Raw genomic sequence first — 26,133 nt, 5'->3', positions numbered from 1 at the left:
GAGCCAGGGTACCGGCAGGCGGGTAGCCGGTACCTGTACAGCTCCTGTGGAAAACCTTTCAGAGGCGCGGGTCGACCGGCTCCGACTCGGCGGCCAGGATCGCGAAGACCAACTCGTGGACCCGCCACACCGGTGCGCCCTCGGCCAGCCGGTCCAGCGCGGCCAGCCCCAGGCCGTGCTCGCGCAGCGCGAGGTTGCGCTTGCGGCCCAGGTTTCGCCGGCGGAGCCGGTCGAGCTGTTCCGGCCGGGTGTACTCGGGACCGTAGATGATCCGCAGGTACTCCCGGCCACGGCACTTCACCCCGGGCTGGGCGAGCCGGCCCTTCGTGTCGGTGACCGCCGGTCCGCCGTACGGCTTGATGACCATGCCCTCGCCGCCCGCCGCGGTGAGAGAGAGCCACCAGTCGGTGGCGTCGGCCTCGGCCGACGCATCACCGAGATCGACGATCTTCCGCCGGGTGGGTGTGAAGATCTCCGGATCGGCCGCAACCAGGCGGTCCGCCTGCGCCAGGTGCCACCCATGGTCCTTGCGGGCGTACGAGACACCGGCCCCGGCCAGTACGGCGAAGGGGGCGAGCGTGACGCCGGTGAGACCGTCGGTGGGCCGCACGTAGGCCCGGTAGGCCGCCGAGTAGCCGTCGATCTCGGCCGAGCGCAGCTCGATCCGGTCACGCAGCCCGGCCACGTCCAGCCCGCGGGCCGCGACCTGGTCGAGCACGGCCAGCGCGGCCGGCAGGGCATGCCGCCCGGCCGCGCCCACTCCGGCGTAGTGCTCCCGGATCAGCCCGCCCGCCTTCGCCGACCAGGGGAGAAGCTCGCAGTCGAGCAGCAGCCAGTCGGTGTCGAGGTCGGCGAAGAGGCCGGCGGCCGCGGCCCGAACCCGGTCGAGCAGCGGCCCGTCGAGGGCCGGACCGAAGAACGGCCGGCCGGTTCGGGTCCAGATCGCGTCGCCGTCCCCGGTGCGCGACACCCGGACCACCGCTCGGGAGCCCATGTGTTTCTCCTCGCACACGACCTTGCCGACCCCGGCCGCGCGCAGGTCGGCGAAGGCCGTCGACGGGTGCTCCAGGTAGCCGTCGAGGGTCGAGGTCGAGCAGGGTGCCATGGTCGGCGGCAGCCAGACGAGGGTGGCCGGGTCGAGCGCGAACCGGCTCATCACCTCCAGGGCGGCGGCCGCGTTCTCGGCGTCGACGGTCACCCGGCCGTACCCGTAGTCGATGTGCCGGCGGCCGGTGACGTCCGCGAGATCCAGGCCCTCGGCCGGCTTTTCTTCCAAGGCGGCGAGCGGTCGCACCGGGGCGTAGTACTCCCGGGCGGCCGGCACCGACACCAGCTCCCGGGTCGGCCAGCGCAGGGCGGTCAGCGAACCGCCGAAGACGCAGCCGGTGTCCAGGCAGATGGTGTTGTTGATCCACTCCGGGCGGGTGGTGGGCACGTGGCCGTAGACGACCGCGGCCGAACCCCGGTAGTCGCGGGCCCACGGGTAGCGGACCGGCAGGCCGTACTCGTCGGTCTCGCCGGTGGTCTCGCCGTAGAGCGCGAAGCTGCGCACCCGGCCGGAGGCCCGCCCCTGGTAGGCCTCCTTGAGGCCGGCGTGCGCGACCACCAGCTTGCCGCCGTCCAGCACGTAGTGGCTGACCAGCCCTTCGATGAAGGTCTTGACCTCGGCGACGAACTCCGGCGGTTCCGCCGCGAGCTGCTCGAGCGTCTCCGGCAGGCCGTGGGTGAGCTGCACCTGGCGGCCGCCCAGCTTGCGGGCCAGCTTCTGTTCGTGGTTGCCGGGCACGCAGATCGCGGTGCCGGCCGCGACCATGGCCATCACCAGGCGCAGCACGCCCGGCGAGTCGGGCCCGCGGTCGACCAGGTCACCCACGAAGACCGCGGTGCGGCCCTCCGGGTGCGCGACGTCCGGCCGGGTCACGTCGTAGCCCAGCTTGCCGAGCAGGGCCACCAGCTCGGCATGGCAGCCGTGCACGTCCCCGATGATGTCGAACGGGCCGGTCAGGTCGCGCTTGTCGTTGAACAGCTTCTCGTAGCGGATCTCGGCGCCGGCGATCTCGTCGGTGCCGCGCAGCACGTGCACCTTGCGGAAGCCCTCCCGGGCCAGCGACCCGAGCGAGCGCCGCAGGTCACGGTGCATCCGGGTTAGGACCTGGCGACCGAACGTGCGGTCGGCGCGGCCCTGCGTGCGCTCCCAGGCCAGCGACTCGGGCACGTCGAGGACGATCGCGACCGGGAGCACGTCGTGCTCCCGGGCGACCTTGACCAGCCCGGCCCGGGCGTGTGACTGGAGGTTGGTGGCGTCGACCACGGTGAGCCGGCCGGCCGCGAGGCGCTTGCCGGCCACGTAGTGCAGCACGTCGAACGCGTCGGCCGAAGCGGACTGGTCGTTCTCGTCGTCGGCGACCAGCCCCCGGAAGTAGTCGGAGGAGAGCACCTGGGTGGGCTTGAAGTGGGTGCGGGCGAACGTCGACTTGCCGGATCCGGAGATGCCGACCAGCGCGACGAGCGCGAGCTCCGGGACGTCGATCATGAGGTCACCTCCGTGGTCGTGAAGATCGCGAGCTGGGTCGGTGCGCCGGTGGTCTCGTGGTCGTCGCCGACCGGCCGGAACGAGACCTGGTAGCCGTGGTTTTCGGCGGTTCGGGCACACCAGGCCTGGAACTCGGCTCGGGTCCACTCGAAGCGGTGGTCCGAGTGACGCATCCCGGTCAGGCCCTCGTAGTGGACGTTGTATTCGGCGTTCGGCGTGGTCACGATGACCGTGCGCGGATGGGCATGGCCGAACACGCTCGCCTCCAGGGCCGGCAGCCGGGGCAGGTCGACATGCTCGATCACCTCCATCAGCACGGCCGCGTCGTACCCACGCAGCCGGTCGTCGCGGTAGGTCAGCGCGGACTGCCAGACCTTGATCCGGTCGCGCTGAAGTGAAGGGAGCCGGTCCAGGTGCAGCCGGCGGGCGGCCTGGTCGAGCGCCCGGGAGGAGACGTCGGTGCCGACGATCTCGGTGAACCGGCGGTCCTTGACCAGAGCGGCGAGCAGCGCGCCGCCGCCGCAGCCGAGGTCGAGCACCCGGGCCGCGTCGGCCTCGGCGAGGGCGGCCAGCACCGCGTCGCGGCGCTGTTCGGCCAGCGAGACCTTGCGGGCGACCGGCAGTTCGGCCTCCTCTTCCACCAAAGGGGAGTCGGCCTCCAGCCGGGACAGGGCCGACTCGGCCAGCTGCCGGCGGTGGGCCAGGTAGCGACGGGCGATCAGCACCTTCTCCGGGTGCCCGCCCAGCCAGCCCTCGCCCGAGCGCAGCAGCTTCTCGATCTCGTCGGGCGCCACCCAGTAGTGCTTGGCGTCGTCGAGCACCGGCAGCAGGACGTAGAGGTGGTTGAGCGCGTCGGCCAGCCGGACGGTGCCGGCCAGGCGCAGGTCGACGTAGTGGCTGTCGCCGCCGATCTCCGGCTCGAACGGGATCGGCGCGGCGGTCACCTGCCAGCCGAGCGGCCCGAACAGGCGGCCGGCCAGCTCGGCGGTGCCGCGCAGCACCGGCACCCGGATCTCCAGCGGAAGGGCCTCGGCGGCCAGCTCCGGGCGGTCCTTGGAGGCGCCGCGCAGGGCACTGCGGAACACCTTGGCCAGGGCTCCGGCGAGCAGGCTGGAGGCGGCGTACGGGCGGTCGTTGACGTACGCGCCGAGTTCGAACGACTCCCGCTGAGCGCGCAACCGGGCCGGGTCCACGTCCAGCAACAGCGCCGCCGTGCACCGATCCTCGGTCGCCTCGGGGTACAGCACGTACGCCGTGCCGGTGGGCACGTCGAAGGTGTGGACCTTGCCGGGGTGCTTGACCAGCAGATAACCGAGATCGGTGGCGGGCGGGCGAGTGGTCGTCACGGTGAGCAGCACGCCTAATGATCGAACGGCGTCACCGAGCGCGCGACCGATTTGTCAGCGTGAGTAGCACCCCCATGGCGAGGAGCACACCGCCGGCCGAGATCGGGCCGACCGGCCCCGGATCGGGGAGGGGGACGATCTCGGGCGCGGACTGGCTCAGGGTGATGCCGGCCATCCGGCCGTCGACGAGAACCTCCCCGGCCCGGCCCTGGCTCAGCTCGACCCGCAGCCGGAACTCGAAGATGGCGCGCTCGCCCGCGGCGAGCGTATGCCGGACGGCACAGCGGTACTCGAACCCGTTTCGGCTCCAGTCCGAACTGCAGTCGACCGGCGCGGACCGGACCGAGACGTTGGTGGGTAGCCGGACGACCGCGTGGTGGCCGGGCCGCAGCACCCCCGGTCCGCGGTTGAGCATGCCGACCCGGATCGCCACCTCGGCGCCGACCAGAACGGTGCGATGCTCGCCGATCGCAGCCAGGTCCGGCGCCGGCGTTGCGGCGGCCGGAGCCGCCAAAAAGACGAGGATCAGGAGGGGTACGCCGGTGAGCACTCGCATGATCGACGACACCTCCGGAGCGTAAAGGTCGGTTACGCACCATGTGCCGGGTTCAGGGAGCAAGTTTCGGGGCGGTTTCCCCTCGGTTCTCGGGCTGCGGAATACTGCCTAGCTGGAGGACAGCGCGGTCCTGCCCTCTGTCTCCATTCGTGTGAAAAGAGCAAGGAGCGCACCGATGCCCATCGCTTCTCCTGAGGTCTACGCCGAGATGCTCGACCGCGCCAAGGCCGGCGCGTTCGCCTACCCGGCGATCAACGTGACGTCCTCGCAGACCCTCAACGCCGCCCTGCAGGGCTTCGCCGAGGCGGGCAGCGACGGCATCGTCCAGATCTCGACCGGCGGCGCGGAATACGCGTCCGGTCCCACCATCAAGAACATGATCACCGGTGCGGTGGCCCTGGCCGAGTACGCGACCGAGGTCGCCAAGAACTACTCGATCAACATCGCGCTGCACACCGATCACTGCCCGAAGAACAAGCTGGACGCGTACGTTCGTCCGCTGCTCGCCATCTCCAAGGAGCGGGTCGCCAACGGTCGCGCGCCGCTGTTCCAGTCGCACATGTGGGACGGCTCGGCCGTACCGGTCGACGAGAACCTGCAGATCGCCGAGGAGCTGCTGGCCGCCGCGGCGGCCGCGCACATCATCCTCGAGATCGAGGTCGGCGTCGTGGGCGGCGAGGAGGACGGCGTCTCGGCCGCGATCGACGACAAGCTGTACTCGACCGTCGAGGACGGCCTGGCCACCGCGGCCGCGCTCGGCCTGGGCGAGAAGGGCCGGTACCTCACGGCCCTGACCTTCGGCAACGTGCACGGCGTCTACAAGCCGGGCAACGTCAAGCTGCGCCCCGAGGTACTCAAGGAGATCCAGGACGCGGTCGGCGCCAAGTACGGCAAGGACAAGCCGTTCGACCTGGTCTTCCACGGCGGCTCCGGCTCGCTGCTCTCGGAGATCCACGGCGCTCTGGACTACGGCGTGGTCAAGATGAACATCGACACCGACACGCAGTACGCGTTCACCCGCCCGGTCGTCGACCACATCTTCAAGAACTACGACGGCGTGCTGAAGATCGACGGCGAGGTCGGCAACAAGAAGGCGTACGACCCGCGGGCCTGGGGCAAGCTGGCCGAGAACGGTCTGGCCCAGCGCGTCGTCGAGGCGTGCGAGAACCTCCGCTCGACGGGCACCGCCATCTCGAAGTAAGTCGTTCGATGACGGCCGGTCCCCTGTTCGCGGGGATCGGCCGTCTTCACGTTGCAGGGTTACTCAGCGGTATGGGTACGATCGTCCCCCGACCCCCGGAGGATCATGATCGTGCTCGGTATCGAGGGCTATGAACCCGCGTGGCATCACGACGCGGAAGCCCTCGCGGCCGTCCACCGCACCAGGTTTGTGCGGCTCATCGGGCGAAAATTGCGATCAAGCTGGCTGATGTGGGATGTCGCCGAGCGCGGTTGGTTCGCGGACGGCCCGGTGATACTCGACTTTGGACTGACGCACGTTGAGATCACTCATCGTAAGTTTGATGAGTGCGCGATCACCTGGGATCAGATCGATCTGAACCGGCCGATCGACTGGTACGAGCACTTCGACTGGCGGCCCGATCCGGTGGCGGCGCTCCGCGAGGCGCGGGGCCGGATCCTCCGCGCGGTGAACGTGATCGAGCTGGTCACGGTGGCCGAGTGGCGGCCGCGGGTGCTGCACGCGATCGAGTTCCTGTTCGAGGGCGCCCGGCTCGCGGTCTACAACGCGATGGACGAGAACGGCATCACCGACGTCCCCGAGGCGGAACTGCCGGCGGCGACGAACTGGCGCCGCGTGCACGTCGCCTAACGCGACAGCGCGGCCATCGCCACGTCCAGCGAGTCGGTCACCACGACCAGGTTGGACTGGTCGCCGTGCGGCGAGCGGGCCAGCAGCGGGCGCAGCAGGGCCTCGACCGGCAGCTCACGCCAGTGGTCGACGCCCAGGAAGACGAACGCCCCGGACGGGCCGTCGGTCTGGTAGAAAGTCTTCGTCGCGGCCTGGAAGATCTCCTGAACGGTGCCGGCCCAGCCGGGGGCGAAGACGATGCCACCCCGGGCCAGCCGCAGGATCGAGTCCTCCCGGACGGCGTTCGAGAAGTACTTGCCGATCTGGCCGGCGAACAGGTTGGCCGGCTCATGCCCGTACAGCCAGGTGGGTAGGGCCAGACCGCCGTGCCGCAGCTTGCCCACCACATCGGACACCGCCGTCGGCGGGGCCGGATAGGCCGCTCGCACCGCGAGCGCCGCCGCCGTGTACGGATCGTGATCGGCGAAGTGCGGCGCGGCCGAGAGCATCTCGATGGCGGCCTTCAGCTGGGTGGCCGGCCGGGTCGCGAAGTAGGCACCGAGGTTCGCCGCCTCCATCACGCCGGGGCCGCCGCCGGTGACCACGAGCCGGCCCACCGAGGCGAGCCGCCAGGCGAGGGTGGCCGCCATCCGGTAGGGCGCCGAACCGCGCGGCGCGGCATGCCCGCCCATGATCCCGACGGCCGCCTTCGCCTCGTGGTTGGCCACCCAGGCGGCCAGCGCCTTGCCCAGCGCGTTGTCGATGCCGGCGTCGTGCAGCCGCTGCGCGATCGCCTCGCGGATGTCCGGCCCGGGCCCGCCGTGCTCGAGAAAGTGCTGGTAGATGACCGTGTCGTACATCCCGGCGAAGCCGTCCTGAGCGAAGCCGAAGGACAGGTCTTCCGGGGTGTAGAGAGTGGCCGGATGGGTCGGGTAGGGCCGGGCGTCGAACGGCGGCACCAGGTGCGCGCCCCGCCGGATCAGATCGATCTCCACGTCGTCGGCCAGCCGGCAGCCGACGAACAGCGCCCCGCGCACGTCGACGCCGGTGAAGTCGGGCGGATCGAGGTCCAGCCGCAGACCGAGGATCACCAGGCCGGCCAGTGTGTGCTTGGCCAGGTGCGAGTCGAACTCGGCCCGGGATTCCACCTCGAGCGCGGTGGCGTCGAACGGGATGTCCCCGCCGAGTACGGGGTGCAACGGGTCGCCTGGCATGACCGTAGGGTAGCTACCGTGCGAAATGCGGCGGGATCGCTCTATGGACTGGCCTACGGGGATGCCTTCGGAAAACCCACCGAATTCATGGCGTACGACGCGATCGTCGCCGCCTACGGTTCGGGTGGCCCGGTCGAGCTGACCGGCACCCCTGCCCTGGTCACCGACGACACTCAGATGGCTCTCGCGGTCGGCGAGTCGCTGCTGGCCGCGCCGGAGATCACGCCGGCCGTGCTGGAGCCGCTGCTGCGGCAGGCCTTCCTCGATTGGGCGGCCAGCCCGGACAACAACCGCGCACCCGGGATGACCTGCCTGCGGGCGTGCGCGGCGCTGTCCGACGGGCGGCCGTGGCAGCAGGCCACCCAGGCCGGCTCGAAGGGGTGTGGCGCCAACATGCGGGTCACCCCGGTCGGGCTGATGCCGGGGCTGACCGACGATCAACGGGCCGGGGCGGCGCAGTTGCAGGCCGCACTCACGCACGGCCACCCGACCGGATTGGCGGCGAGCGAGCTCACGGCGTACGCCTGCCATTGGCTTTTGACCGGTCTTCCGCCGCAGGAATTGCTGGCGGCCTTGCGGGATCGCTGCCGCCGGCAGCGGACCGTCTACCGGGGCGAATGGCTCGGCGAACTGTGGCGAACGTCGCTGTCCGCCTCGCCGGAGGAGTTCATCGCGGTCGGCTGGGACGAATGCCTGGCGGCGCTGGCCGACGTCGGCACCGGCAGCGGCACCGGCGATCCGTGCCTGGTCACCGGCGAGGGCTGGATCGCCGAGGAAGCGCTGGCCACCGCGTTGCACTGCTATCTGATCTCGCCGGACGAGCCGGTGGCCGTGCTCGGGCGCGGGGCCGCCTCCTCCGGCGACTCCGACTCGATCGCCTGCCTCGCGGGCGCGTTCGCCGGCGCGGCGCTGGGCCTGGACGCCTGGCCGGCGGCCTGGCAGCAGCAGATCGAGTACACCGATCGGCTAGCCATGATCGCAAACGCCTGGGATTAGCGGGCCGCTGGGAATTCATCCTGGTCGGGCCGGTTGAATGGGGTTATGCAGAATCTGCTTCCCGAGCCGCCGGCCACCCTGCTCCCCGCCGACGTCGAGGCCGACAAGGCCCTCGCCACCGCGGCCGAGACCGGAACCGCCGGCGCCTACAAGACCGTCGCCGCCGACCACCCGGCCTACAGCGGCGGCTGGGCCGCGCTGGCCGCCGACGCGCTGGAGGCCGGCGAGCCGGTCACCGCGTACGCCTACGCCCGCACCGGTTACCACCGCGGTTTGGACGCCCTGCGCCGCAACGGCTGGAAGGGGCACGGGTCGGTGCCCTGGGCGCACGAGCCCAACCAGGGCTTCCTGCGCTGCCTGCACAGCCTGTCCAAGGCCGCCGCCGAGATCGGCGAGGCCGACGAGGCGGCCCGCTGTGCCCAGTTCCTGCGCGACAGCGACCCGGCCGCGGCCGACGCCCTTTCCTAGTCTCCTACAGGCCTTCGGCGACCGCTGCGGCGATCTTCAGCCAGGCGTCCTTGGTGTTCGTGGACAACTGGCCGTAGCGCAGCGGTTCGCCGGAGTCGATCAATCGTTCGTACGGCGCCATCAGCACCGCCCGGGTGCGCGCCGAGAAGTGCCGCTGGATCGCCGGCAGGTCGATGTCTTTCCTGGTCGGCGGCATCGACACGACACTGATCGCCTGCCGGACGAGCCGCTGGCGGCCGCTCTGCTCCAAGTGGTCGAGCATCCGGGCGGCGGTCTCGGCCGAGTCGTTACGGGCCGACATGGTGATCACCAGCTGGTCGGTGGCGTCGATCGCCGCCTGCCAGTTCTGGGCCCGCACGTTGTTGCCGGTGTCCACGAAGATCAGCTTGTAGAAGCGGCTGACGATCTCCCGGATCTCGGCGAACGCCCCGGCCGTGAGCATCTCGCCGGCCGTCGCGGACTCATCCGAAGCCAGCACGTCGAACATGCCCTCGCCCTGAGCCCGGACGTACTGCGACAGGTCGCCGACCCGGCCGTGCGCGCCGCGGAACAGGTGCAGGTCGCGCATCATGTCGCGCACCGTACGGGCGTGGAAGTCTTGCTGGGCGCGCATGCCCAGCGTGCCCTGGGTCTCGTTGTTGTCCCAGGCCAGCACGTAACCGCCGCGCTTCTGGCCGAACGTCATGGCGAGCAGCAGCACCGCGACGGTCTTGCCGGCACCGCCCTTCGGGTTGACGATCGTCACCTGGCGCAGGCCGCCGAAGTTGCGGCGGACCATCTCGACGTCCTGTTTGAACTCCAGCTCGCGCTTGCCCGGAGCCAGCTTGACCAGGCCGGCCGTGGTCTTCCGGAGCACCGCCCGGGGGCCCATGGTGGCGATCGGCTCGGCCGGCTTGGCCAGCCGGCGGCGGGCGAACTCCTCGGCCGTCGGGGTGCCGTCGGAGACCCACGGGAGGTCCTGGAACGGGTCGACCGGCTGCTGCGGGCCTGGTTGCGGCGGAGGGCCCGGCTGCGGATGGGGGCCGGGGTGTGGCGGGTCCATGGTTGGCGGATAGGGACCGGCGATCGGCCGCTGCGGGCCCGGCTGTTGCTGCGGCGGGAACTGCTGCGGCGGCGGAGTAGGTGCCGGCGGCCGGTAGATCTGACCGTTTGACGGGTCCGGGGTCGGCACCGGCGGGGGCGGCACGTCGGGGCGAGCCACGTTGGGCACCGGGACCGAGGCTGTCGCGCGCGGCGGCGGAGTCGGCAGCTCGGGCTGCGCGGGTCGCTGCTGCGGAGGCTGTGACCAGGGCGAATCCGGGCTGGTGTGCACTCCGGAACCGGAGGTCGGCTCGGCCGCTGCGGTCGGCGGAGGCACTGGCACCGGCACGGCGGGCGGCGGCACCGGGACCGGCCGATCCGGACGGTAGACACCGGTGGCCGGGCCGGGCACCGGCACGGCGGGTGGCGTCTCATGCGGTACGGGCCGGCCACCGTGCACGGGAGCGTCCGGCTCCTCATCTACCCAGAACGGTTCCACGTCCCGATCGGGCGGCGTGGGATTCGTCCCTGGGACGTAGACGCGGTCGGCGTGCTCTTCCTCCACGGAAGCGTCCTCCCCGAGTTACCAAGTGGTACTTCAGTTACTACTTCAGACTCGCACAGTCGGTCAGCTCGCGTACACCGCCCACGCCCCGGCCTCGGTCCACCAGGAGCGCTTGCGGTTCATCGATCCACCGACGCCGTCGTCGAGGAACTGCAACTCACCGTCGCGTGGCAACACCGACACCGCGCGGCCGCGAGCCCGGCGCACCTCGATCTGGACCCGGGAGCCCTTCCGGAACCGCTGCTTGACGACCTTGGGAACCGCCACGGCCACCTCGACCCGGCCGTCGGTCGGGTCACCATCGGTGAGCAGCCGGAGGCCGTCGAACTCGGCGTAGCCGCCGCCGTTGCCGATCGCACAGGCCAGGATCGGGTCGTTGCCGTCGGAGAGCACCTTGTCGTCGACCTCGACCCGGCCGCGCCAGGCCACCGCGCGGCCGTCGTCGTCCGCGCCGCCGACCAGGGCACCGTCCACGGTGACCGAACCGCCGTCGTTGCGCAGCAGGTCGAGCCGGCGAACCGGGCCGGTCAGCACCGCCGCGGCCACCCCGGCCGGGGTGCGGGGCAGGCCCAGCTGCGCGGCCAGGTCGGTGGTGCCGGCCGCGTCGAGCGGGAGCAGCGCCACCGGCGGGAGGTCCGGAACCGTCCGGTTGGTGTCCAGGTCACCGGGGCGTTTGCTGGGCGGTGGGGCGTACCGCCGGACCAGCCGGCGCAGGACGGCCCGCAGCTGGCCGTCGACCGCGCACGCCACCACCAGCCTGGTCTTGCCGTCGCTGTCGGGCCAGGTCAGGCCGTCGGCCCTGGGTGGGCCGTCGAAGCGTTCCAGTACCGCATCGATCTCCGCGTCGGAACCCGCGGTGATCATCTCGACCCGGGCTCCGGCGCTGGTCAGCGCCTCGGCGCACTGCAGCACCGGCACCCGGGGGGCGGCGCACGACTCCTTCTCGGCCTCGGCCGAACCACAGCCGCCACAGCCGCCGGCGCCGCATGCGTCCACCGACGGCCCCGCACCCTCGGCCAGGCTGAGGATCACGACGTCGTACACCGGGTCAGCCGCCCAGCACCGAGTGGCGCTCGATGACCGCCTCGCGGCCCGGGCCGACGCCGACGATCGAGATGCGCGAGCCGAGACGCTGCTCGACGAACTCGACGAAGCGCTGCGCGTCCTTCGGCAGGTCCTCGAAGCTGCGGCAACCGGAGATGTCCTGTTTCCAGCCCGGCAGCGTCTCGTAGATCGGGATCGCGTGGTGGAAGTCGGTCTGGTTGACCGGCATCTCGTCGTGGCGCACGCCGTTGACCTCGTAGGCCACGCACACCGGGATCTCGTCGAGGCCGTCGTAATTGTCCAATTTGGTCAGCGCGAAGTCGGTGACCCCGTTGATGCGCTGGGCGTAGCGGCCGATCACCAGGTCGAGCCAGCCGATCCGGCGCGGGCGGCCGGTGGTCGTGCCGTATTCGTGGCCAACCTCACGCAGGTAGTCGCCGAACTTGTCGTGCAGCTCGGTCGGGAACGGGCCCTCGCCCACCCGGCTGGTGAACGCCTTGAGCACCGCCACCACCCGGTCGATCCGGGTCGGCGGGATGCCGGCGCCGGTGCAGGCGCCGCCGGCCGTCGCGTTCGAGCTGGTCACGAATGGGTAGGTGCCGTGGTCCACATCGAGCAGGGTGGCCTGGCCGGCCTCGCAGAGCACGACCTTGCCCTCGTCGAGCGCCTGGGACAGCTCCAGCGCGGTGTCGCCGACGTAGGGGCGGAGACGGTCGACGTATGACAACAGTTCGGCCACCACCTCGTCGACCTTCACCGCCTGGCGGTTGTAGATCTTCGACAGCACCTGGTTCTTGAACGAGAGGGCCGCCTCGACCTTCTGCCGCAGGATCGACTCGTCGAAGAGGTCCTGGATGCGCACGCCCAGCCGGTTCATCTTGTCGGCGTAGGTCGGGCCGATGCCGCGGCCGGTGGTGCCGATCCGCCGGGCGCCCAGGTAACGCTCGCTGACCTTGTCGAGCGTGCGGTTGTAGGACGCGATGACGTGCGCGTTCGCGCTGATCCGCAGGCGGGACGTGTCGATGCCGCGGGCCTCGAGACCGTCGATCTCCTGGAACAGCACGGCCAGGTCGACCACCACGCCGTTGCCGATCACCGGGGTCACGCCCGGCGTCAGGATGCCGCTCGGCAGCAGGTGCAGCGCGTACTTCTCGCCCTTGATCACCACGGTGTGACCGGCGTTGTTGCCACCGTTGAACTTGACGACGTAGTCGAGCCGGTCGCCCAGCAGGTCAGTGGCTTTGCCTTTGCCCTCGTCGCCCCATTGGGCGCCGACCAACACGATCACCGGCACGTCTGTGACGCCTTTCCGCGTGCTTGCGTACTCGGCGAAGCCCGGGTACTGCCGAAGTTTACGCGACCGACCTGCGGTGCGACGTGCGGAAGGAGGCCGCCGGTAGGATCGGCGGTCGTGCGCGTACTTCTGATCGGATCCGGCGGGCGGGAACACGCCCTCGCCGTCGAGCTCGCCGCTGACCCCGCCGTGGAATTCCTGGCCGCCGCCCCCGGCAACCCCGGGATCGCGCAGGCCGCCAAGCTCTACCCGGTGACCGCCACCGATCCGGCCGAGGTGGCCGCGCTCGCCGTGGAGCTGGCGGCCGACCTGGTCGTCATCGGTCCCGAGGCGCCGCTGGTGGCCGGGGTGGCCGACGCGGTTCGGGCCAAGGGCATCGCCTGCTTCGGGCCGAGCGCCGCGGCTGCCCAGCTGGAGGGGTCGAAGGCGTTCGCCAAGGACGTCATGGCCGCGGCCGGGGTGCCGACCTCGCGGTCCTATGAGTGCACCTCGCCGGAGGCCGTGGACCGCGCGCTGGCCGACCTCGGTGCGCCCTATGTGGTGAAGAACGACGGCCTGGCCGCCGGCAAGGGGGTCGTGGTCACCGACTCGATCGAGGAGGCTCGTCGCCATGCCGCCGAGTGCGGCCGGGTGGTGATCGAGGAATACCTGCCCGGGCCCGAGGTCTCCCTGTTCGTGGTCACCGACGGCACCGCGGCGGTGCCGCTGATGCCGGCCCAGGACTTCAAACGGCTGGCCGACGGCGACGCCGGCCCGAACACCGGCGGCATGGGCGCGTACGCCCCGCTGGACTGGGCGCCGGACGATCTGGTGCCCCGGGTGATGCGGGAGACGGTCGAGCCGACGCTGGCCGAGATGCGCAAGCGGGGGACCCCGTTCGCCGGCCTGCTCTATGTCGGACTGGCGCTCACCCCGGACGGTCCCAAGGTCATCGAGTTCAACGCCCGCTTTGGCGACCCGGAGACCCAGGTGGTGCTGGCGCTGCTGGACACGCCGCTGTCCGGCCTGCTGTACGCGGCCGCGACCGGGAAGCTGGCCGGGAATCAGCCGCTGCTCTGGCACGACGGCGCTGCTATCACCGTGGTGGTGGCGAGCGCGAACTACCCCGGCACCCCGCGCACCGGCGACGTCATCGAGGGCGCCGAGGTGCCTGGCGTGATCCATGCCGGCACGGCTCGCCGCGAGGACGGCGCGCTAGTCTCGGCGGGCGGCCGGGTGCTGAGCGTCACGGCCGTCGGCACCGACCTCGCCGCGGCTCGCACGGCGGCGTACGCCCTGGTGGATGGCATTCGGCTGGACGGCGCGCAGTACCGCACCGACATCGCCCTGAACGCCGTCGAGGGCCGGATCACGCTCTGACCCGGCCCCCTCAACGGTCCGTCAGGCCTTGGGGATGTCGAACAGCTTGGCCACGTTGGCGGCCAGGCCCAGGTCACCCTTTGCCTTGATCTTGCCGGTCATGAACATCATCATCGGGTTGCCATCACCGGACACGACCTTGAGGAAGGTCACCGGGTCCATGGTCATGGCGAGCTTGGGGTCGCGCTCCGGCTTGTTGGTGACCGTGCAGGCGCCGTTCTCGATCACCGTCTCGTAGGTGTCGCTGCCGCCGTCGGCACCACCGGTGATGACCCAGTGGATGACGGCCGAGGTGTTGCCGGCCTTCTCCGCGCGGAAGAGCTGGGGCATGCGGTTGAAGACCTCGTCGAGGATCTTCGTGCGTGCGTCGCCGGACATGACCTCGGCGATCTGCGAGTCAGGCGTCGACTTGACGAGCTGCGCGAACTCCTTCGGGCCGATCGAGGAGAGCGACTCGGGGTTGAAATCAGTCATCGGTGGACCTTTCGGTATCTGCGCTGTACCTACTCGCGAGTAACCCTAGCGAGAATGCCGCTTCTCCGTGCAGTGTGCCACTCCCAAACAAGTGTTGGACAGTCGGCGCGCTGAATGCTTAGACTCCCCAACATGTCTTTGGGAGAGCCTTCGTCGGCACGAGCCTCGCTGCGGGCGATGGCCCATCCGATCCGACTGCGCATCATGTCGCTGCTCACAGCGGCCCCGATGACCGCGGCCGAGGTGGCCCGCGAGCTCGGCCTCACCCACGCCAACGCCAGTTACCACCTGCGCAACCTGCTCACCGGTGGCCTGATCTTCGTGGAGAGCGAGGAGAAGATTCGCGGTGGCGTGGCCAAGCGTTACCGCTACGACGCCAGCTACGAGCGCGAGCAACGTCTGGGCCGCGGGCCGCTCAGCGACGAGCAGCTGCGGGGCGACTTCACCGCGGTCGCGCACGAGCTCATCCGCCGTACGAGGGACGCCGGCTTCCCCGACAGCGGCAAGGTCCTGGCCGACGCCGAGCTCTGGGTCGACCGGGCCACGTGGGACGACCTCCGCACCCGCATCTCCGAGGCCCTCGTCGAGCTCCACAAAGTGGCCAAGCCGCCACGCACCCCCGGCACCATCCGCACCAGCACCACCGCTGCCATGTTCGAGATGGAGTCCGAATGAAAGCGCCCCTCCGTCATCGTCCCTTCCAACTCCTGATGGCCGGCCGCACGATCAACGCGCTCGGCAACGCGTTCGCCCCGATCGCGCTGGCCTTCGCGGTCCTCGACCTCACCGGCTCGGCCACCGACCTCGGCTTCGTGGTCGGCGCCCGCACCGTGGTCAACGTGGTGTTCCTGCTCTTCGGCGGGGTGCTCGCCGACCGGCTGCCGAAAAACCTGCTGATGGTCGGCTCCAGCCTGGCCGCGGCGCTCACCCAGGGCGTCGTGGCGGCCCTGGTGCTCACCCACAACGCGACGATTCCGCTGCTTATCGTGCTGGCCGCGCTCAACGGCATGGCCGGTGCACTGGCCCTGCCGGCGAGCGCGTCGATCCTGCCGCAGACGGTTCCGGCCGAGGTCCGGCAGCAGGCGAACGCGATCAGCCGGGTCTTCCTCAACAGTGCGGCCATCCTGGGTGCTCCGGTGGCCGGCATCGTGGTCGCCGCGGTCGGGCCGGGCTGGGGCATCGTGGTCGACGCGGTCACCTTCGTACTCTCGGCAGTCTGTTTCGCGGTCCTCGGCCTGTTCCTCGCTTCCGGTGCGGACCAGCCCGTACCGGGAAAAGCGAAGCGCCCCAATGTTTTTGTTGATCTTCGGACCGGATGGTCCGAGTTCCGGTCCCGGACCTGGCTGTGGGTGGTGGTGGCCGGATTCTGCGTGGCCAACATGGCCTGGGGTGGCTCGCTCTTCGTGCTCGGGCCGGTCATCGCGGACGACACCTTCGGGCGCCGGGCCTGGGGTTTCGTGCTTGCCGCGCAGACCGCCGGCATGATCATCGGAGGCCTGATCGCGATGCGGCTGCGGCTACGGCGGCTGCTCTACTTCGGGGTCGCCTGCTGCACGCTGATGGCCGTGCCGGTCTTCGTGCTCGGCCTCTACCCCAACGTCTGGCTGCTGGTCGGCGGGGCGCTGATCGCCGGTCTCGGGCTCGAGCAGTTCGGGGTGGCCTGGGAGACGACGATGCAGGAGCACATTCCGGCCGACAAGCTGGCCCGGGTCTACTCCTATGACATGGTCGGCTCGTTCGTGGCGATCCCGATCGGCGAGATGGCGATCGGGCCGATCTCGCACGTGGTCGGCACCGAGGCGACCCTGATCGGCGCCGGGGTGCTCATCACGGTGGCCTTCCTCGGCCAGCTGAGCAGCCGGGACGTGCGCACGCTGGCGCACAAGCTGCCCGAGCCGGAAAACCCGCTCGTGAAAGAATCGGTCGCGTGACGATCCCGAACGTGCTGGCCGCCCGCTACGCCTCCGCCGAGCTCACCGACCTGTGGTCCCCGGAGGAGAAGATCCGGATGGAGCGCCGGCTCTGGCTCGCCGTGCTGCGCGCCCAGCGTGATCTCGGGGTGGCGGTGCCCGAGGGGGCCGTGGAGGCCTACGACGCGGTGCTCGACCAGGTCGACCTCCCCTCGATCGCGGCCCGGGAGCGGATCACCCGGCACGACGTGAAGGCGCGCATCGAGGAGTTCAGCGCGCTCGCCGGCTTCGAGCAGATCCACAAGGGGATGACCTCCCGCGACCTCACCGAAAATGTCGAGCAGCTGCAGATCCGGGCCTCGCTCGAGCTGATCCGCGAGCGGGTGGTCACCACCCTGGCCCGGCTCACCGAGCGCGCGGTCGAATACTCCGACCTGGTGCTGACCGGCCGGTCGCACAACGTGGCGGCGCAGGCCACCACGCTGGGCAAGCGGTTCGCCTCAGCGGCCCAGGAGCTCCTCATCGCGTACGAACGTCTCGACGACCTGATCGGCCGCTACCCGCTGCGCGGCATCAAGGGTCCGGTCGGCACCTCGGCCGACCAGCTCGACCTGCTCGACGGCGACTTCGACGCCCTCGCCCAGCTGGAGCAGCGGGTCGCCGGCCACCTCGGCTTCAACCGGGTGCTCAGCAGCGTCGGCCAGGTCTACCCGCGCTCGATCGACTTCGACGTGGTGTCGGCGCTGGTCCAGGTCACCGCCGGCCCGTCGTCGCTGGCCACCACGATCCGGCTGATGGTCGGCCAGGAACTGGTCACCGAGGGCTTCAAGCCCGGCCAGGTCGGCTCGTCGGCGATGCCGCACAAGATGAACACGCGCTCGTCGGAGCGGGTCAACGGCCTCGCGGTGATCGTCCGCGGTTACCTGTCGATGGTCGGCGAGCTGGCCGGCGACCAGTGGAACGAGGGTGACGTCTCCTGCTCGGTGGTCCGCCGGGTGGCGCTGCCGGACGCGTTCTTCGCCACCGACGGCCTGTTCCAGACCTTCCTGACGGTGCTCGACGAGTTCGGCGCTTACCCCGCGGTGATCGCCCGCGAGCTCGATCGCTTCCTGCCGTTCCTGGCCACCACCAAGATCCTGGTGGCGGCGGTGCGCAAGGGCGTCGGCCGGGAAGCCGCGCACGAGGTGATCAAGGAGCACGCGGTCGCGGTGGCGCTGGGCATGCGGGAGAAGGGTGCCGCGGTCAACGACCTCTTCGATCGGCTGGCCGGCGACGAGCGGCTGCGGCTGTCCCGCGCCGAGATCGACACCCTGGTGGCCGACCGGGCGGCCTTCGTCGGTGCCGCGTCGTCGCAGGTGGCCCGGGTGGCTGACCGGGTCGCCTCGATCGTGGCGGCGCACCCGGCCGCGGCGCACTACGCGCCGGCACCGATCTTGTGATCTAAATCGTGCCGCCGAGGCGCGACGGAGCTCGACCCTCACGTCGCACCTCGGCGGAGAATGCTCGAAAACTCCTGCCGGACGACAGCGGGGGCGCCGCCGTCCGGCCCTACGGAGATCGATGTACCGAAGAGTAGGTGGATCTCGCGGTGCCGCCTACCACTCAGATCGCACATATCACCGATGTGATGGCTCGGATTGATCTTGGGCGTGCGCTAGATCACCGCCGAAGTGCCCTGGTCAGCGCCGCTTGCGTCGCGCTGCCGACACCGGCCGATGGGCCGATGCCAGGGTTCGCAAGGTAGGCTTTCCGGTGCTCACATCTACTCAGTCAGGAGTGCCCGTGGCTCGCGTCGTGGTCGACGTCATGCTCAAGCCGGAGATCCTTGATCCGCAGGGCCAGGCGGTCGCCAACGCGCTGCCCAGGCTCGGGGTCACCGATGTCTCGTCCGTCCGCATCGGTCGGCGGATCGAGATCGAATTCGCGGGCGAGGCCGACCTCGATCGCGCTCGGGAGATCGCCGACAAGCTGTTGGCCAATCCGGTGATCGAAGACTTTGACATTCGTGTGGCAGAGGACGCCTGATCATGCGGATCGGTGTGGTCACCTTCCCCGGATCACTCGACGACGGGGACGCGGCCCGCGCCGCGCGCATCGCCGGCGCTGAGGCGGTCCGTCTCTGGCACGGCGACCCGGAGCTGCACGGCGTCGACGCCGTGGTGCTGCCCGGCGGTTTCTCCTACGGCGACTACCTTCGCTGCGGCGCGATCGCCCGGTTCGCCCCGGTCATGGAAACGATCATCGACGCGGCCCGGGGCGGCCTGCCGGTGCTCGGCATCTGCAACGGCTTCCAGGTCCTGTGCGAGGCGCACCTGCTTCCCGGTGCGCTGACCCGCAACCAGCACCTGCACTTCCGCAACCGCGACCAGTGGCTGCGCGTCGTGTCGCCGGACACCGCGTGGACCAACAACTTCACCGAGGGCCAGGAAATCCTGATCCCGGTGAAGAACGGCGAAGGCTGTTACGTCGCCGACGCCCACACGCTCGACGCGCTCGAGGCCGAGGGCCGGGTCGTCGCCCGTTACATCAACGGCAACCCGAACGGCTCGCAGCGCGACATCGCCGCGATCACCAATGAGGCCGGCAACGTCGTCGGCATCATGCCGCACCCGGAACACGCGGTGGAGGCGCTGACCGGCCCCTCGCTGGACGGCCTGGGCTTCTTCACCTCCGTCCTGCGCGCCCTGGCCGGGGCGACCGCGGGCGGGCAGCAATCAGGGGGACACCAGTAATGACCTCGCAGCCGGACACGGCCACCAGCGGCGCGGCGGCGTCGCCGAGTGAGAAGAAGCCGACCGGCTTCGCCGCGACCGACGTTCTGATCAACGAGTTCGCCGGTGCACCGGACACCGTGGAGCGCGCGTACCAGACTTCGACGGAGCTTCAGCCGCACACCGAGCTAGGCCTCAAGGACGACGAGTACGAACGGATCCGGCAGATCCTCGGGCGCCGCCCGACGGCCTCGGAACTGGCGATGTACTCGATCATGTGGAGCGAGCACTGCTCCTACAAGTCGAGCAAGGTGCACCTGCGCCAGTTCGGTGAGAAGACCCCGCAGAACACCCGCATGCTGGCCGGCATCGGCGAAAATGCGGGTGTCGTGCAGATCTCCGACGAGCTCGCCGTCACCTTCAAGGTCGAGTCGCACAACCACCCGAGCTTCGTCGAGCCCTACCAGGGCGCCGCGACCGGCGTCGGCGGCATCGTCCGGGACATCCTCGCCATGGGGGCCCGGCCGATCGCGGTGATGGACCCGCTGCGCTTCGGCGCGGCCGACCACCCCGACACCGCCCGGGTGCTGCCCGGCGTGGTGGCCGGCATCGGTGGCTACGGCAACTGCCTGGGCCTGCCCAACATCGGCGGCGAGATCGTCTTCGACCCGACCTACCAGGGCAACCCGCTGGTCAACGCGCTGAGCATCGGCGTGCTGCCGGTCGAGCGGCTGCAGCACAAGGAAGCGGCCGGCGTCGGCAACATCGTCGTGCTGCTCGGTGCGCGCACCGGCCGTGACGGCATCGGTGGCGTCTCGGTGCTCGCCTCCGCCACCTTCGACGACGAGGCCGAACAGCGCCGTCCGTCGGTGCAGGTCGGCGACCCGTTCATGGAGAAGCTGCTCATCGAGAGCTGCTTGGAGCTTTACGACGCCGGTCTCGTGGCCGGCATCCAGGACCTCGGCGGTGCGGGTCTGACCTGCGCACTCACCGAGACCGCGGCTGCGGCCGGCACCGGCATGCGGGTGTGGCTGGAGCGGGTTCCGCTGCGTGAGGCGTCCATGTCGCCGACCGAGATCCTGGCCAGCGAGTCGCAGGAGCGGATGCTCCTGATCGTCACGCCGGAAAACCTGGCCCCGGTGCTGGCCGTCGCCGAGAAGTGGGGCGTCTGGGCCACCGCCATCGGCGAGGTCACCCAGTCCGAGCCGGACGGCTCGCCGGGCCGGCTGGTGATCAGCTGGAACGATCACATCGTGGTCGACGTGCCGCCCGGTTCGCTGGCCGACGACGGCCCGGTCTACGCCCGGCCGATCCGCGAGCCGGCCGACTTGATACTGCTTCAGGCCGACAAGGCCGAGACGCTGCCGCGGCCGGCCACCGGCGACGAGCTGCGCGAGACCGTGCTGCGGATGGCCGCGTCGCCGAACCTGTGCGACAAGACCTGGGTGACCGAGCAGTACGACCGATACGTGCTCGGCAACACCATCCTGGCCCAGCCGGAAGACTCCGGTGTGCTGCGCATCGACGAGCGCACCGGCCTCGGGGTGGCGCTGTCGGTGGACGGCAACGGCCGGTTCGCCCGCCTCGACCCCTACGAGGGCGCCAAGCTCGCGCTGGCCGAGGCGTACCGCAACGTCGCGGTCACCGGCGCCGAGCCGGTCGCGGTCACCGACTGCCTCAACTTCGGCTCGCCGGAGGACCCGGCCGTGATGTGGCAGTTCGCCGAGGCCGTGCGCGGTCTGGCCGACGGCTGCCAGCTGCTCGGCACTCCGGTGACCGGCGGCAACGTCAGCTTCTACAACCAGACCGGCGCCGCCGCGATCCACCCGACCCCGGTGGTCGGTGTGCTCGGCGTCTTCGACGACGTGGCCCGTCGCATCCCGATGGGCTTCACGTCGCCGACCGGCGACGGTGACCTGCTGTTCCTGCTCGGCGAGACCGAGTGCGAGCTGTCCGGTTCGGAGTGGGCGTGGGTCACCCACGCGCACCTCGGCGGTCGCCCGCCGAAGATCGACCTGACCAAGGAGCAGCGGCTCGGTGCGCTGATGGCGCGGGCTTCACAGTCCGGCCACGTCAACGCCGCGCACGACCTCTCCGACGGTGGTCTGGCCCAGTCGCTGGTGGAGAGCTGCCTGCGGCGCGAGGTCGGAGCCCGGATCACGCTGCCGGAGGACGGCCAGTCCGCGTTCGTGCACCTGTTCAGCGAGTCGGCCAGCCGGGCCGTGGTGGCGGTGCCGCGCGGGCACGACAAGGCGTTCCTGGCGCTCGCCGCCGACTACGGCGTGCCGTGCACGCCGATCGGGGTGACCACGCGGGACGCGGTGCTCGAGGTTCGCGACCAGTTCGAGATCCCGTTGGCGGAGGTGCGCGAGGCGTGGACCTCGACGTTGCCCAGGCTGTTCGGCGACCTGGCCGCGGCGGTCGAACCCGCAGCCGTCGCTCCGGCTGCCGACGTTCCGGCTGCTGACGCTCCGGTGGAGGAGCCGGTTCGGTCGGTGACGCTGGAGATCGCGGAGCCGGTCACGAGTGACGACGACCTTCCGGGTGGGCCGATCGAGCCGGCCGACAAGAGCACCGACTGATCCACAACCAACGATAAAGCCGGTCAGCGTCCACGCTGACCGGCTTTTGTCGTTCCGGGGTGGTCCCGGGTACCAAGAGATCGGCCCGCGCTCCTGAGGAGACGCGGGCCGATCTTTCGTTAGCTGTTTCTAGTTGTCCATCCAGTCGAGCGAGCGACGCTGGCCCGGCTGCGAGGGCTCGTGCGGGCGGGGTGGCTGTCCGCCGTGGCGGTTCTGCTCGTTGTAGTCGCCGCGCTGGTCGCCGTAGCCACCCTGGTCGTAACCGCCGCCACCACCGCCGTATTGGCCGGCCGGAGCCGCGGGGGCGCCGTACTGGCCGCCTTGACCACCGCTGTACTGGTCGTAGCCGCCGCCCTGGGGAGCGCCGTACTGGCCGCCCTGGGGTGCGGCGCCGTATTGGCCGCCTTGCTGCGGGCCGTAGCCGGCCTGGTCGTCGTAGCCACCGCCGCCGTATTGGCCGGCCGGAGCCGCGGGAGCACCGTACTGACCGCCCTGGGGCGCGCCGTACTGCTGGCCGCCGCCGTACTGACCGCCCTGCGCGGCGCCGCCGTACTGCTGGGCGCCGGGCTGGTCGTACTCGTCGTAGTCGTTGCCGGCCGCCTCCGGGCGGTACATGCCGGTCGGCTCGTCGTACCGCTGCTGCGGAGCACCGGCCGGTGCCGCCGCCGCGCCGTACTGACCACCCTGGGGTGCGCCGTACTGGCCGCCGCCCTGAGGTGCGCCGTACTGACCGCCGCCCTGGGGCGCACCGTACTGCCCGCCGCCGTAGCCGTCGTCCTGCGGCCGGCCGTACTGCGCCGGCTCGCCGTAGGTGCCGCCGCCGCCACCGGCGTAGCCGCCCTGGTTCGGGACGGGCACGCCGTACGGGTCGGGGAACTCGTCCTCGACCGGGCGGTGCAGCATAGTCGGCGCGTCGGACATCGGCGAGGCCGCGCGCGGCGCCATCATCGTGGCGGCCGGTCCGGCTCCCATCGGGGAGGCAACCCGGGTCGCGTCGTTGAACCGGCCCTGGCTCGGCGGCACCACGCCGCCGGGACCGACCGGCATCGAGGTCGGGTCGTCGTCGACGCCGCCGCCCTCGCCGTTGTTCTTGCGGCGCATCAGGACCAGCACGATCGCACCGACACCGGCCGCCACCAGCAGGCCGCCGACGATGATGAACAGCATCGAACCGGAACCGCCGCCCGACTCGGACGCCTTGTTCTCGGTGTTGGCGTCGACCGCGGTCGACTCGTCGTCGGTCGGGTCCTCGGTGGCCTCGTCGAGGGCCTCCGCGCTGGCCGCCGCCGAAACGGATGCGGACGGGGTCGCCGACGCGGTCGCTTCGACAGCCTTGAGGGTCAGCGGAACGGAGACACTCTTGCCCGCCGCGGCCTGGATCTGCACGGTGGCCGCGTTGAAGCCGTCCTTGAGCGCGCCCACCGAGATGTTGCCGGGCGTGATCTGCGACGAATCCGACGAGTTGAAGGAGTAACCACCGGAGCCGTTGGTCGTTGTCTGGTACGCGTGACCCGCACTGTCCTTCATGGCGACAGCCGCGCCGGAGATGGCCTTGCCGTCCTGGTCCTTCACCTTGCCGGAGATGGACGTGACGGTTTGTGGCTTGTCCGGGCCCTTGACGTTCACGGGCTGGCTGGTCGAGTTGGACTCGCCGTTGATCGTCGCGCTGACCGAGATGTTGACGGTCTGGGTCGTGCCGGCGTTGACGGTCGGTGCGGTCAGCTTGACGCTGAAGTCCGTTCCGTCCGAGCTGACCTGGGCGATCTGGTTGCAGCCGTCACAGGTCATGCCGGTGACCTTGATAGTTGCCGTGGCCTGTCCACCGGCACCGCCGTTGACATTGACGGCACGAACCTTGAAGCCCATTTGGAGGCTGTTACCCGAGACCACATCCGTGGGCAGGCTCGTGATTTGCACTTCGGGTGGATCGGCCAGCGCCACCGCGGGAGCGACGACGATTACGCCGAGGACCACCGCCAGTAACGCACCGGCCTGGGCCACTCGGGCTCGTAGGTGCGTTGTCACGTCCACCGCCCTTCCGGTCGCACGGTTTTCTCGGCTGTCTAGAGTGCCGGTTACTTCCCGCGACTAAAACACCGTCGGCCACTATGCCTTGTCGTACGCCCATTGCGCGACCCAGGGGCGTGTAGCAATCTCGGCGGTCCGGGTCGTATTGTCCCGACGTGTCCCCTGCGCACAATAGATCCGAAGCCGTGAAACAAGCGTTGGACGCGCTCGACCGAGGTGTCGAACCCGACCGTCCGGTGCTGCGTGACGCTGTGCGAGCACTGCTGACCGAGTTGTCCCGCCGGGCGCCTGGCCGTTCGGTGGAGGTGCGGATTCCGCCTTTCGGTGCGATTCAGTGTGTCGTTGGTCCCAGGCACACGCGCGGCACACCGCCCAATGTGGTCGAAACGGATCCTGTGACGTGGGTGCTGGTCGCCACGGAGCGTGTGAGCTGGGCAGATGCGCAGCGTGACGGTCGTCTCCGGGCAAGCGGCATCCGAACCGACCTGAGCGAGTATTTGCCCCTGTACCCGCCCGATGGCGCTGAGTAAGGGAGTCGCGAGCCCGAGCCGCACCCCGTCCGCTCGCGTACACTGGGCCGTCGGAGCAGGCCAGCAAGTTCGAGCAGATCAACAGGGAGCTACAGGTGCCCCGAGGCGACGGCCGGTTGACCGACGATCTCGACCCCCAGGAGCGCGGCCCCCAGGATGCCTGTGGCGTCTTCGGTGTCTGGGCCCCGGAGGAAGAGGTCGCAAAACTCACCTATTTCGGGCTCTTCGCACTCCAGCACCGAGGCCAGGAAGCGGCCGGCATAGCGGTCAGTGACGGCTCCGGTGTGGTGGTCTACAAGGATCTCGGCCTGGTTTCCCAGGTCTTCGACGAGCCGACCCTGGCGAGCCTGCGCGGCCACCTCGCGATCGGCCACACGCGCTACTCCACCACCGGCGGTTCGAACTGGGAGAACGCGCAGCCCACGATTCGCGCCACCACGGCCGGCACCACGATCGCGCTGGCCCACAACGGCAACTTGGTCAACACCACCGAGCTCGCCCGTGAGGTCGCCGAGCGCGGCCTCGAGATGGACAAGAACACCACCAACGACACCGCCCTGGTGACCGCCCTGCTGGCCAGCCGGCCCGACATGTCGGTCGAGGCGGCGGCCCTCGAGGTGCTGCCCCGGCTGCGCGGCGCGTTCAGCTTCGTCTTCATGGACGAGAACACGCTCTACGCCGCCCGCGACGCGCAGGGCGTCCGCCCGCTGGTGCTCGGCCGGATGGAGCGCGGCTGGGTGATCGCCAGCGAGACCGCGGCCCTGGACATCGTCGGTGCCAGCTTCGTCCGGGAGGTCGAGCCGGGCGAGATCGTCGCGGTCGACGAGCACGGCCTGCGCTCCACCCGGTTCGCCGCCCCGGAGCCGAAGGGCTGCCTCTTCGAGTACGTGTACCTGGCTCGCCCCGACACCACGATCGCCGGCCGCAACGTCTACTCGGCCCGGGTCGAGATCGGCCGCCGGCTCGCCAAGGAGCACCCGGTCGAGGCCGATCTGGTCATCCCGGTGCCGGAGTCCGGCACGCCGGCCGCGATCGGCTACGCCGAGGCCTCCGGCATCCCCTACAGCGCCGGCCTGACCAAGAACGCGTACGTGGGCCGCACCTTCATCCAGCCCTCGCAGACGATCCGGCAGCTGGGCATCCGGCTCAAGCTCAACCCGCTGCGCGAGGTGGTCCGGGGCAAGCGGCTGGTGGTGGTGGACGACACGATCGTCCGCGGTAACACCCAGCGGGCACTGGTCCGGATGCTGCGCGAGGCCGGCGCCCTCGAGGTGCATGTGCGCATCTCGGCGCCGCCGGTGAAGTGGCCGTGTTTCTACGGCATCGACTTCGCGACCCGGGCCGAGCTGCTCGCGAACGGCCTCGAGATCGACGGGATCCGGCGTTCGATCGGAGCCGACAGTCTCGGCTATGTTTCCATGGAAAGCCTGGTCCAAGCGACCGAGCAGCCCAAATCCCGACTGTGTATGGCCTGTTTCGACGGCCACTACCCGATCCCGCTTCCGGCGGACAACCTGATCGGGAAGCATGTCCTCGAGGGCGTTGGCAAGCGAGCTTCGATGCCGGCGGCGAGCGATGAGGCCGCCACCGCGGCCGTCGCCGAACTCGAAACCGAGTACGACGACCGCCCCACCGCCCGCCTGGTCGGTAGCCCGGGCGGTGGCAACGCCCTGCAGCACCCGTGACTTTGACG

The 26,133-nt window shown here is 70.4% G+C and carries 22 protein-coding genes; 13 read left to right on the top strand and 9 right to left on the bottom strand.

Annotated elements, in window-relative coordinates; translation table 11 throughout:
- Nucleotides 1–58: 58 nt before the first annotated feature.
- From Ate02nite_RS37495 to Ate02nite_RS37485, 3 genes are read right to left on the bottom strand one after another with little or no spacing between them, the layout of a single operon-like run.
- Complete coding sequence (locus Ate02nite_RS37495) at nt 59–2,533, bottom strand: polynucleotide kinase-phosphatase (RefSeq protein WP_203812658.1); 2,475 nt, start codon at nt 2,531–2,533, stop codon at nt 59–61.
- Nucleotides 2,530–3,891 (bottom strand): 3' terminal RNA ribose 2'-O-methyltransferase Hen1, encoded by a 1,362-nt coding sequence (locus Ate02nite_RS37490; protein WP_203812657.1) that lies wholly within the window; start codon nt 3,889–3,891, stop codon nt 2,530–2,532. Before Ate02nite_RS37490 ends, Ate02nite_RS37495 begins: the two co-directional genes overlap by 4 nt.
- A 19-nt stretch (nt 3,892–3,910) precedes the next feature.
- Nucleotides 3,911–4,447 carry a hypothetical protein gene (locus tag Ate02nite_RS37485; RefSeq protein WP_203812656.1) on the bottom strand — a complete coding sequence of 179 codons (537 nt, stop codon included), beginning with the start codon at nt 4,445–4,447 and terminating at the stop codon, nt 3,911–3,913.
- A 163-nt stretch (nt 4,448–4,610) separates the two neighbouring features.
- On the opposite strand from Ate02nite_RS37485, the gene fbaA reads away from it, so the two are divergent.
- Nucleotides 4,611–5,636, top strand: a complete 1,026-nt coding sequence (gene fbaA, locus Ate02nite_RS37480; RefSeq protein WP_203812655.1) for a class II fructose-bisphosphate aldolase — start codon at nt 4,611–4,613, stop codon at nt 5,634–5,636.
- Between the two features lie 105 nt (nt 5,637–5,741).
- Nucleotides 5,742–6,266: a hypothetical protein gene (locus tag Ate02nite_RS37475; protein ID WP_203812654.1), complete on the top strand. Its 525-nt coding sequence runs from the start codon at nt 5,742–5,744 to the stop codon at nt 6,264–6,266.
- On the opposite strand, the gene Ate02nite_RS37470 is transcribed toward Ate02nite_RS37475, so the two are convergent.
- Nucleotides 6,263–7,459 (bottom strand): LOG family protein, encoded by a 1,197-nt coding sequence (locus tag Ate02nite_RS37470; RefSeq protein WP_203812653.1) that lies wholly within the window; start codon nt 7,457–7,459, stop codon nt 6,263–6,265. The genes Ate02nite_RS37475 and Ate02nite_RS37470 overlap by 4 nt on opposite strands.
- An 18-nt stretch (nt 7,460–7,477) precedes the next feature.
- Here Ate02nite_RS37470 and Ate02nite_RS37465 point away from each other — a divergent pair, with 18 nt between their 5' ends.
- Complete coding sequence (locus tag Ate02nite_RS37465) at nt 7,478–8,455, top strand: ADP-ribosylglycohydrolase family protein (protein ID WP_203812652.1); 978 nt, start codon at nt 7,478–7,480, stop codon at nt 8,453–8,455.
- Between the two features lie 45 nt (nt 8,456–8,500).
- Nucleotides 8,501–8,923, top strand: coding sequence for a DUF3151 domain-containing protein (locus Ate02nite_RS37460; RefSeq protein WP_203812651.1), 423 nt, complete (start codon nt 8,501–8,503; stop codon nt 8,921–8,923).
- 4 nt (nt 8,924–8,927) lie between these two features.
- Here the strand turns inward: Ate02nite_RS37460 and Ate02nite_RS37455 are convergent, their stop codons facing one another.
- The 3 genes from Ate02nite_RS37455 to Ate02nite_RS37445 all read right to left on the bottom strand — a co-directional run bounded on the left by Ate02nite_RS37455 (nt 8,928) and on the right by Ate02nite_RS37445 (nt 12,846).
- On the bottom strand, nt 8,928–10,508 hold the full coding sequence (locus Ate02nite_RS37455) for a MinD/ParA family ATP-binding protein (RefSeq protein WP_203812650.1): 1,581 nt from the start codon (nt 10,506–10,508) through the stop codon (nt 8,928–8,930).
- Nucleotides 10,509–10,571: 63 nt separating this feature from the next.
- On the bottom strand, nt 10,572–11,552 hold the full coding sequence (locus Ate02nite_RS37450) for a diacylglycerol kinase family protein (protein WP_203812649.1): 981 nt from the start codon (nt 11,550–11,552) through the stop codon (nt 10,572–10,574).
- A gap of 4 nt (nt 11,553–11,556) precedes the next feature.
- The gene (locus tag Ate02nite_RS37445; RefSeq protein ID WP_203812648.1) at nt 11,557–12,846 is read right to left on the bottom strand and encodes an adenylosuccinate synthase; all 1,290 of its coding nucleotides are present in this window, start codon (nt 12,844–12,846) and stop codon (nt 11,557–11,559) included.
- 117 nt (nt 12,847–12,963) lie between these two features.
- Here Ate02nite_RS37445 and purD point away from each other — a divergent pair, with 117 nt between their 5' ends.
- Nucleotides 12,964–14,205 (top strand): phosphoribosylamine--glycine ligase, encoded by a 1,242-nt coding sequence (purD, locus tag Ate02nite_RS37440; protein WP_203812647.1) that lies wholly within the window; start codon nt 12,964–12,966, stop codon nt 14,203–14,205.
- Between the two features lie 21 nt (nt 14,206–14,226).
- Here the strand turns inward: purD and Ate02nite_RS37435 are convergent, their stop codons facing one another.
- Nucleotides 14,227–14,679 carry an SCP2 sterol-binding domain-containing protein gene (locus Ate02nite_RS37435; protein WP_203812646.1) on the bottom strand — a complete coding sequence of 151 codons (453 nt, stop codon included), beginning with the start codon at nt 14,677–14,679 and terminating at the stop codon, nt 14,227–14,229.
- Nucleotides 14,680–14,811: 132 nt separating this feature from the next.
- Here Ate02nite_RS37435 and Ate02nite_RS37430 point away from each other — a divergent pair, with 132 nt between their 5' ends.
- The 6 genes from Ate02nite_RS37430 to purL all read left to right on the top strand — a co-directional run bounded on the left by Ate02nite_RS37430 (nt 14,812) and on the right by purL (nt 21,882).
- A complete protein-coding gene (locus tag Ate02nite_RS37430; RefSeq protein ID WP_239147990.1) occupies nt 14,812–15,354 on the top strand; it encodes an ArsR/SmtB family transcription factor in 543 nt (180 codons plus the stop codon).
- Entirely contained in the window at nt 15,351–16,610 is a 1,260-nt protein-coding gene (locus tag Ate02nite_RS37425) for an MFS transporter (RefSeq protein ID WP_203812645.1), read from the top strand. Before Ate02nite_RS37430 ends, Ate02nite_RS37425 begins: the two co-directional genes overlap by 4 nt.
- Entirely contained in the window at nt 16,607–18,028 is a 1,422-nt protein-coding gene (gene purB, locus Ate02nite_RS37420) for an adenylosuccinate lyase (protein WP_203812644.1), read from the top strand. Before Ate02nite_RS37425 ends, purB begins: the two co-directional genes overlap by 4 nt.
- 343 nt (nt 18,029–18,371) lie before the next feature.
- Nucleotides 18,372–18,614: a phosphoribosylformylglycinamidine synthase subunit PurS gene (gene purS, locus Ate02nite_RS37415; RefSeq protein WP_203812643.1), complete on the top strand. Its 243-nt coding sequence runs from the start codon at nt 18,372–18,374 to the stop codon at nt 18,612–18,614.
- Complete coding sequence (purQ, locus tag Ate02nite_RS37410; protein WP_203812776.1) at nt 18,611–19,321, top strand: phosphoribosylformylglycinamidine synthase subunit PurQ; 711 nt, start codon at nt 18,611–18,613, stop codon at nt 19,319–19,321. The genes purS and purQ overlap by 4 nt, the downstream gene beginning before the upstream one ends.
- Nucleotides 19,321–21,882 (top strand): phosphoribosylformylglycinamidine synthase subunit PurL, encoded by a 2,562-nt coding sequence (gene purL, locus Ate02nite_RS37405; RefSeq protein WP_203812642.1) that lies wholly within the window; start codon nt 19,321–19,323, stop codon nt 21,880–21,882. The genes purQ and purL overlap by 1 nt, the downstream gene beginning before the upstream one ends.
- Nucleotides 21,883–22,011: 129 nt before the next feature.
- Here purL and Ate02nite_RS37400 read toward each other — a convergent pair whose 3' ends face one another.
- Entirely contained in the window at nt 22,012–23,907 is a 1,896-nt protein-coding gene (locus Ate02nite_RS37400; RefSeq protein WP_203812641.1) for a carboxypeptidase-like regulatory domain-containing protein, read from the bottom strand.
- A gap of 158 nt (nt 23,908–24,065) precedes the next feature.
- Between Ate02nite_RS37400 and Ate02nite_RS37395 the strand changes: the two genes are divergently transcribed.
- Nucleotides 24,066–24,440 carry a sterol carrier family protein gene (locus Ate02nite_RS37395; protein WP_239147989.1) on the top strand — a complete coding sequence of 125 codons (375 nt, stop codon included), beginning with the start codon at nt 24,066–24,068 and terminating at the stop codon, nt 24,438–24,440.
- 95 nt (nt 24,441–24,535) lie between these two features.
- A complete protein-coding gene (gene purF, locus Ate02nite_RS37390) occupies nt 24,536–26,125 on the top strand; it encodes an amidophosphoribosyltransferase (RefSeq protein WP_203812640.1) in 1,590 nt (529 codons plus the stop codon).
- Nucleotides 26,126–26,133: the final 8 nt, after the last annotated feature.

The organism is Paractinoplanes tereljensis, from assembly GCF_016862435.1.
Classification (GTDB): Bacteria; Actinomycetota; Actinomycetes; order Mycobacteriales; family Micromonosporaceae; genus Actinoplanes; species Actinoplanes tereljensis.
This window is presented reverse-complemented; position numbering and strand designations above follow the sequence as displayed.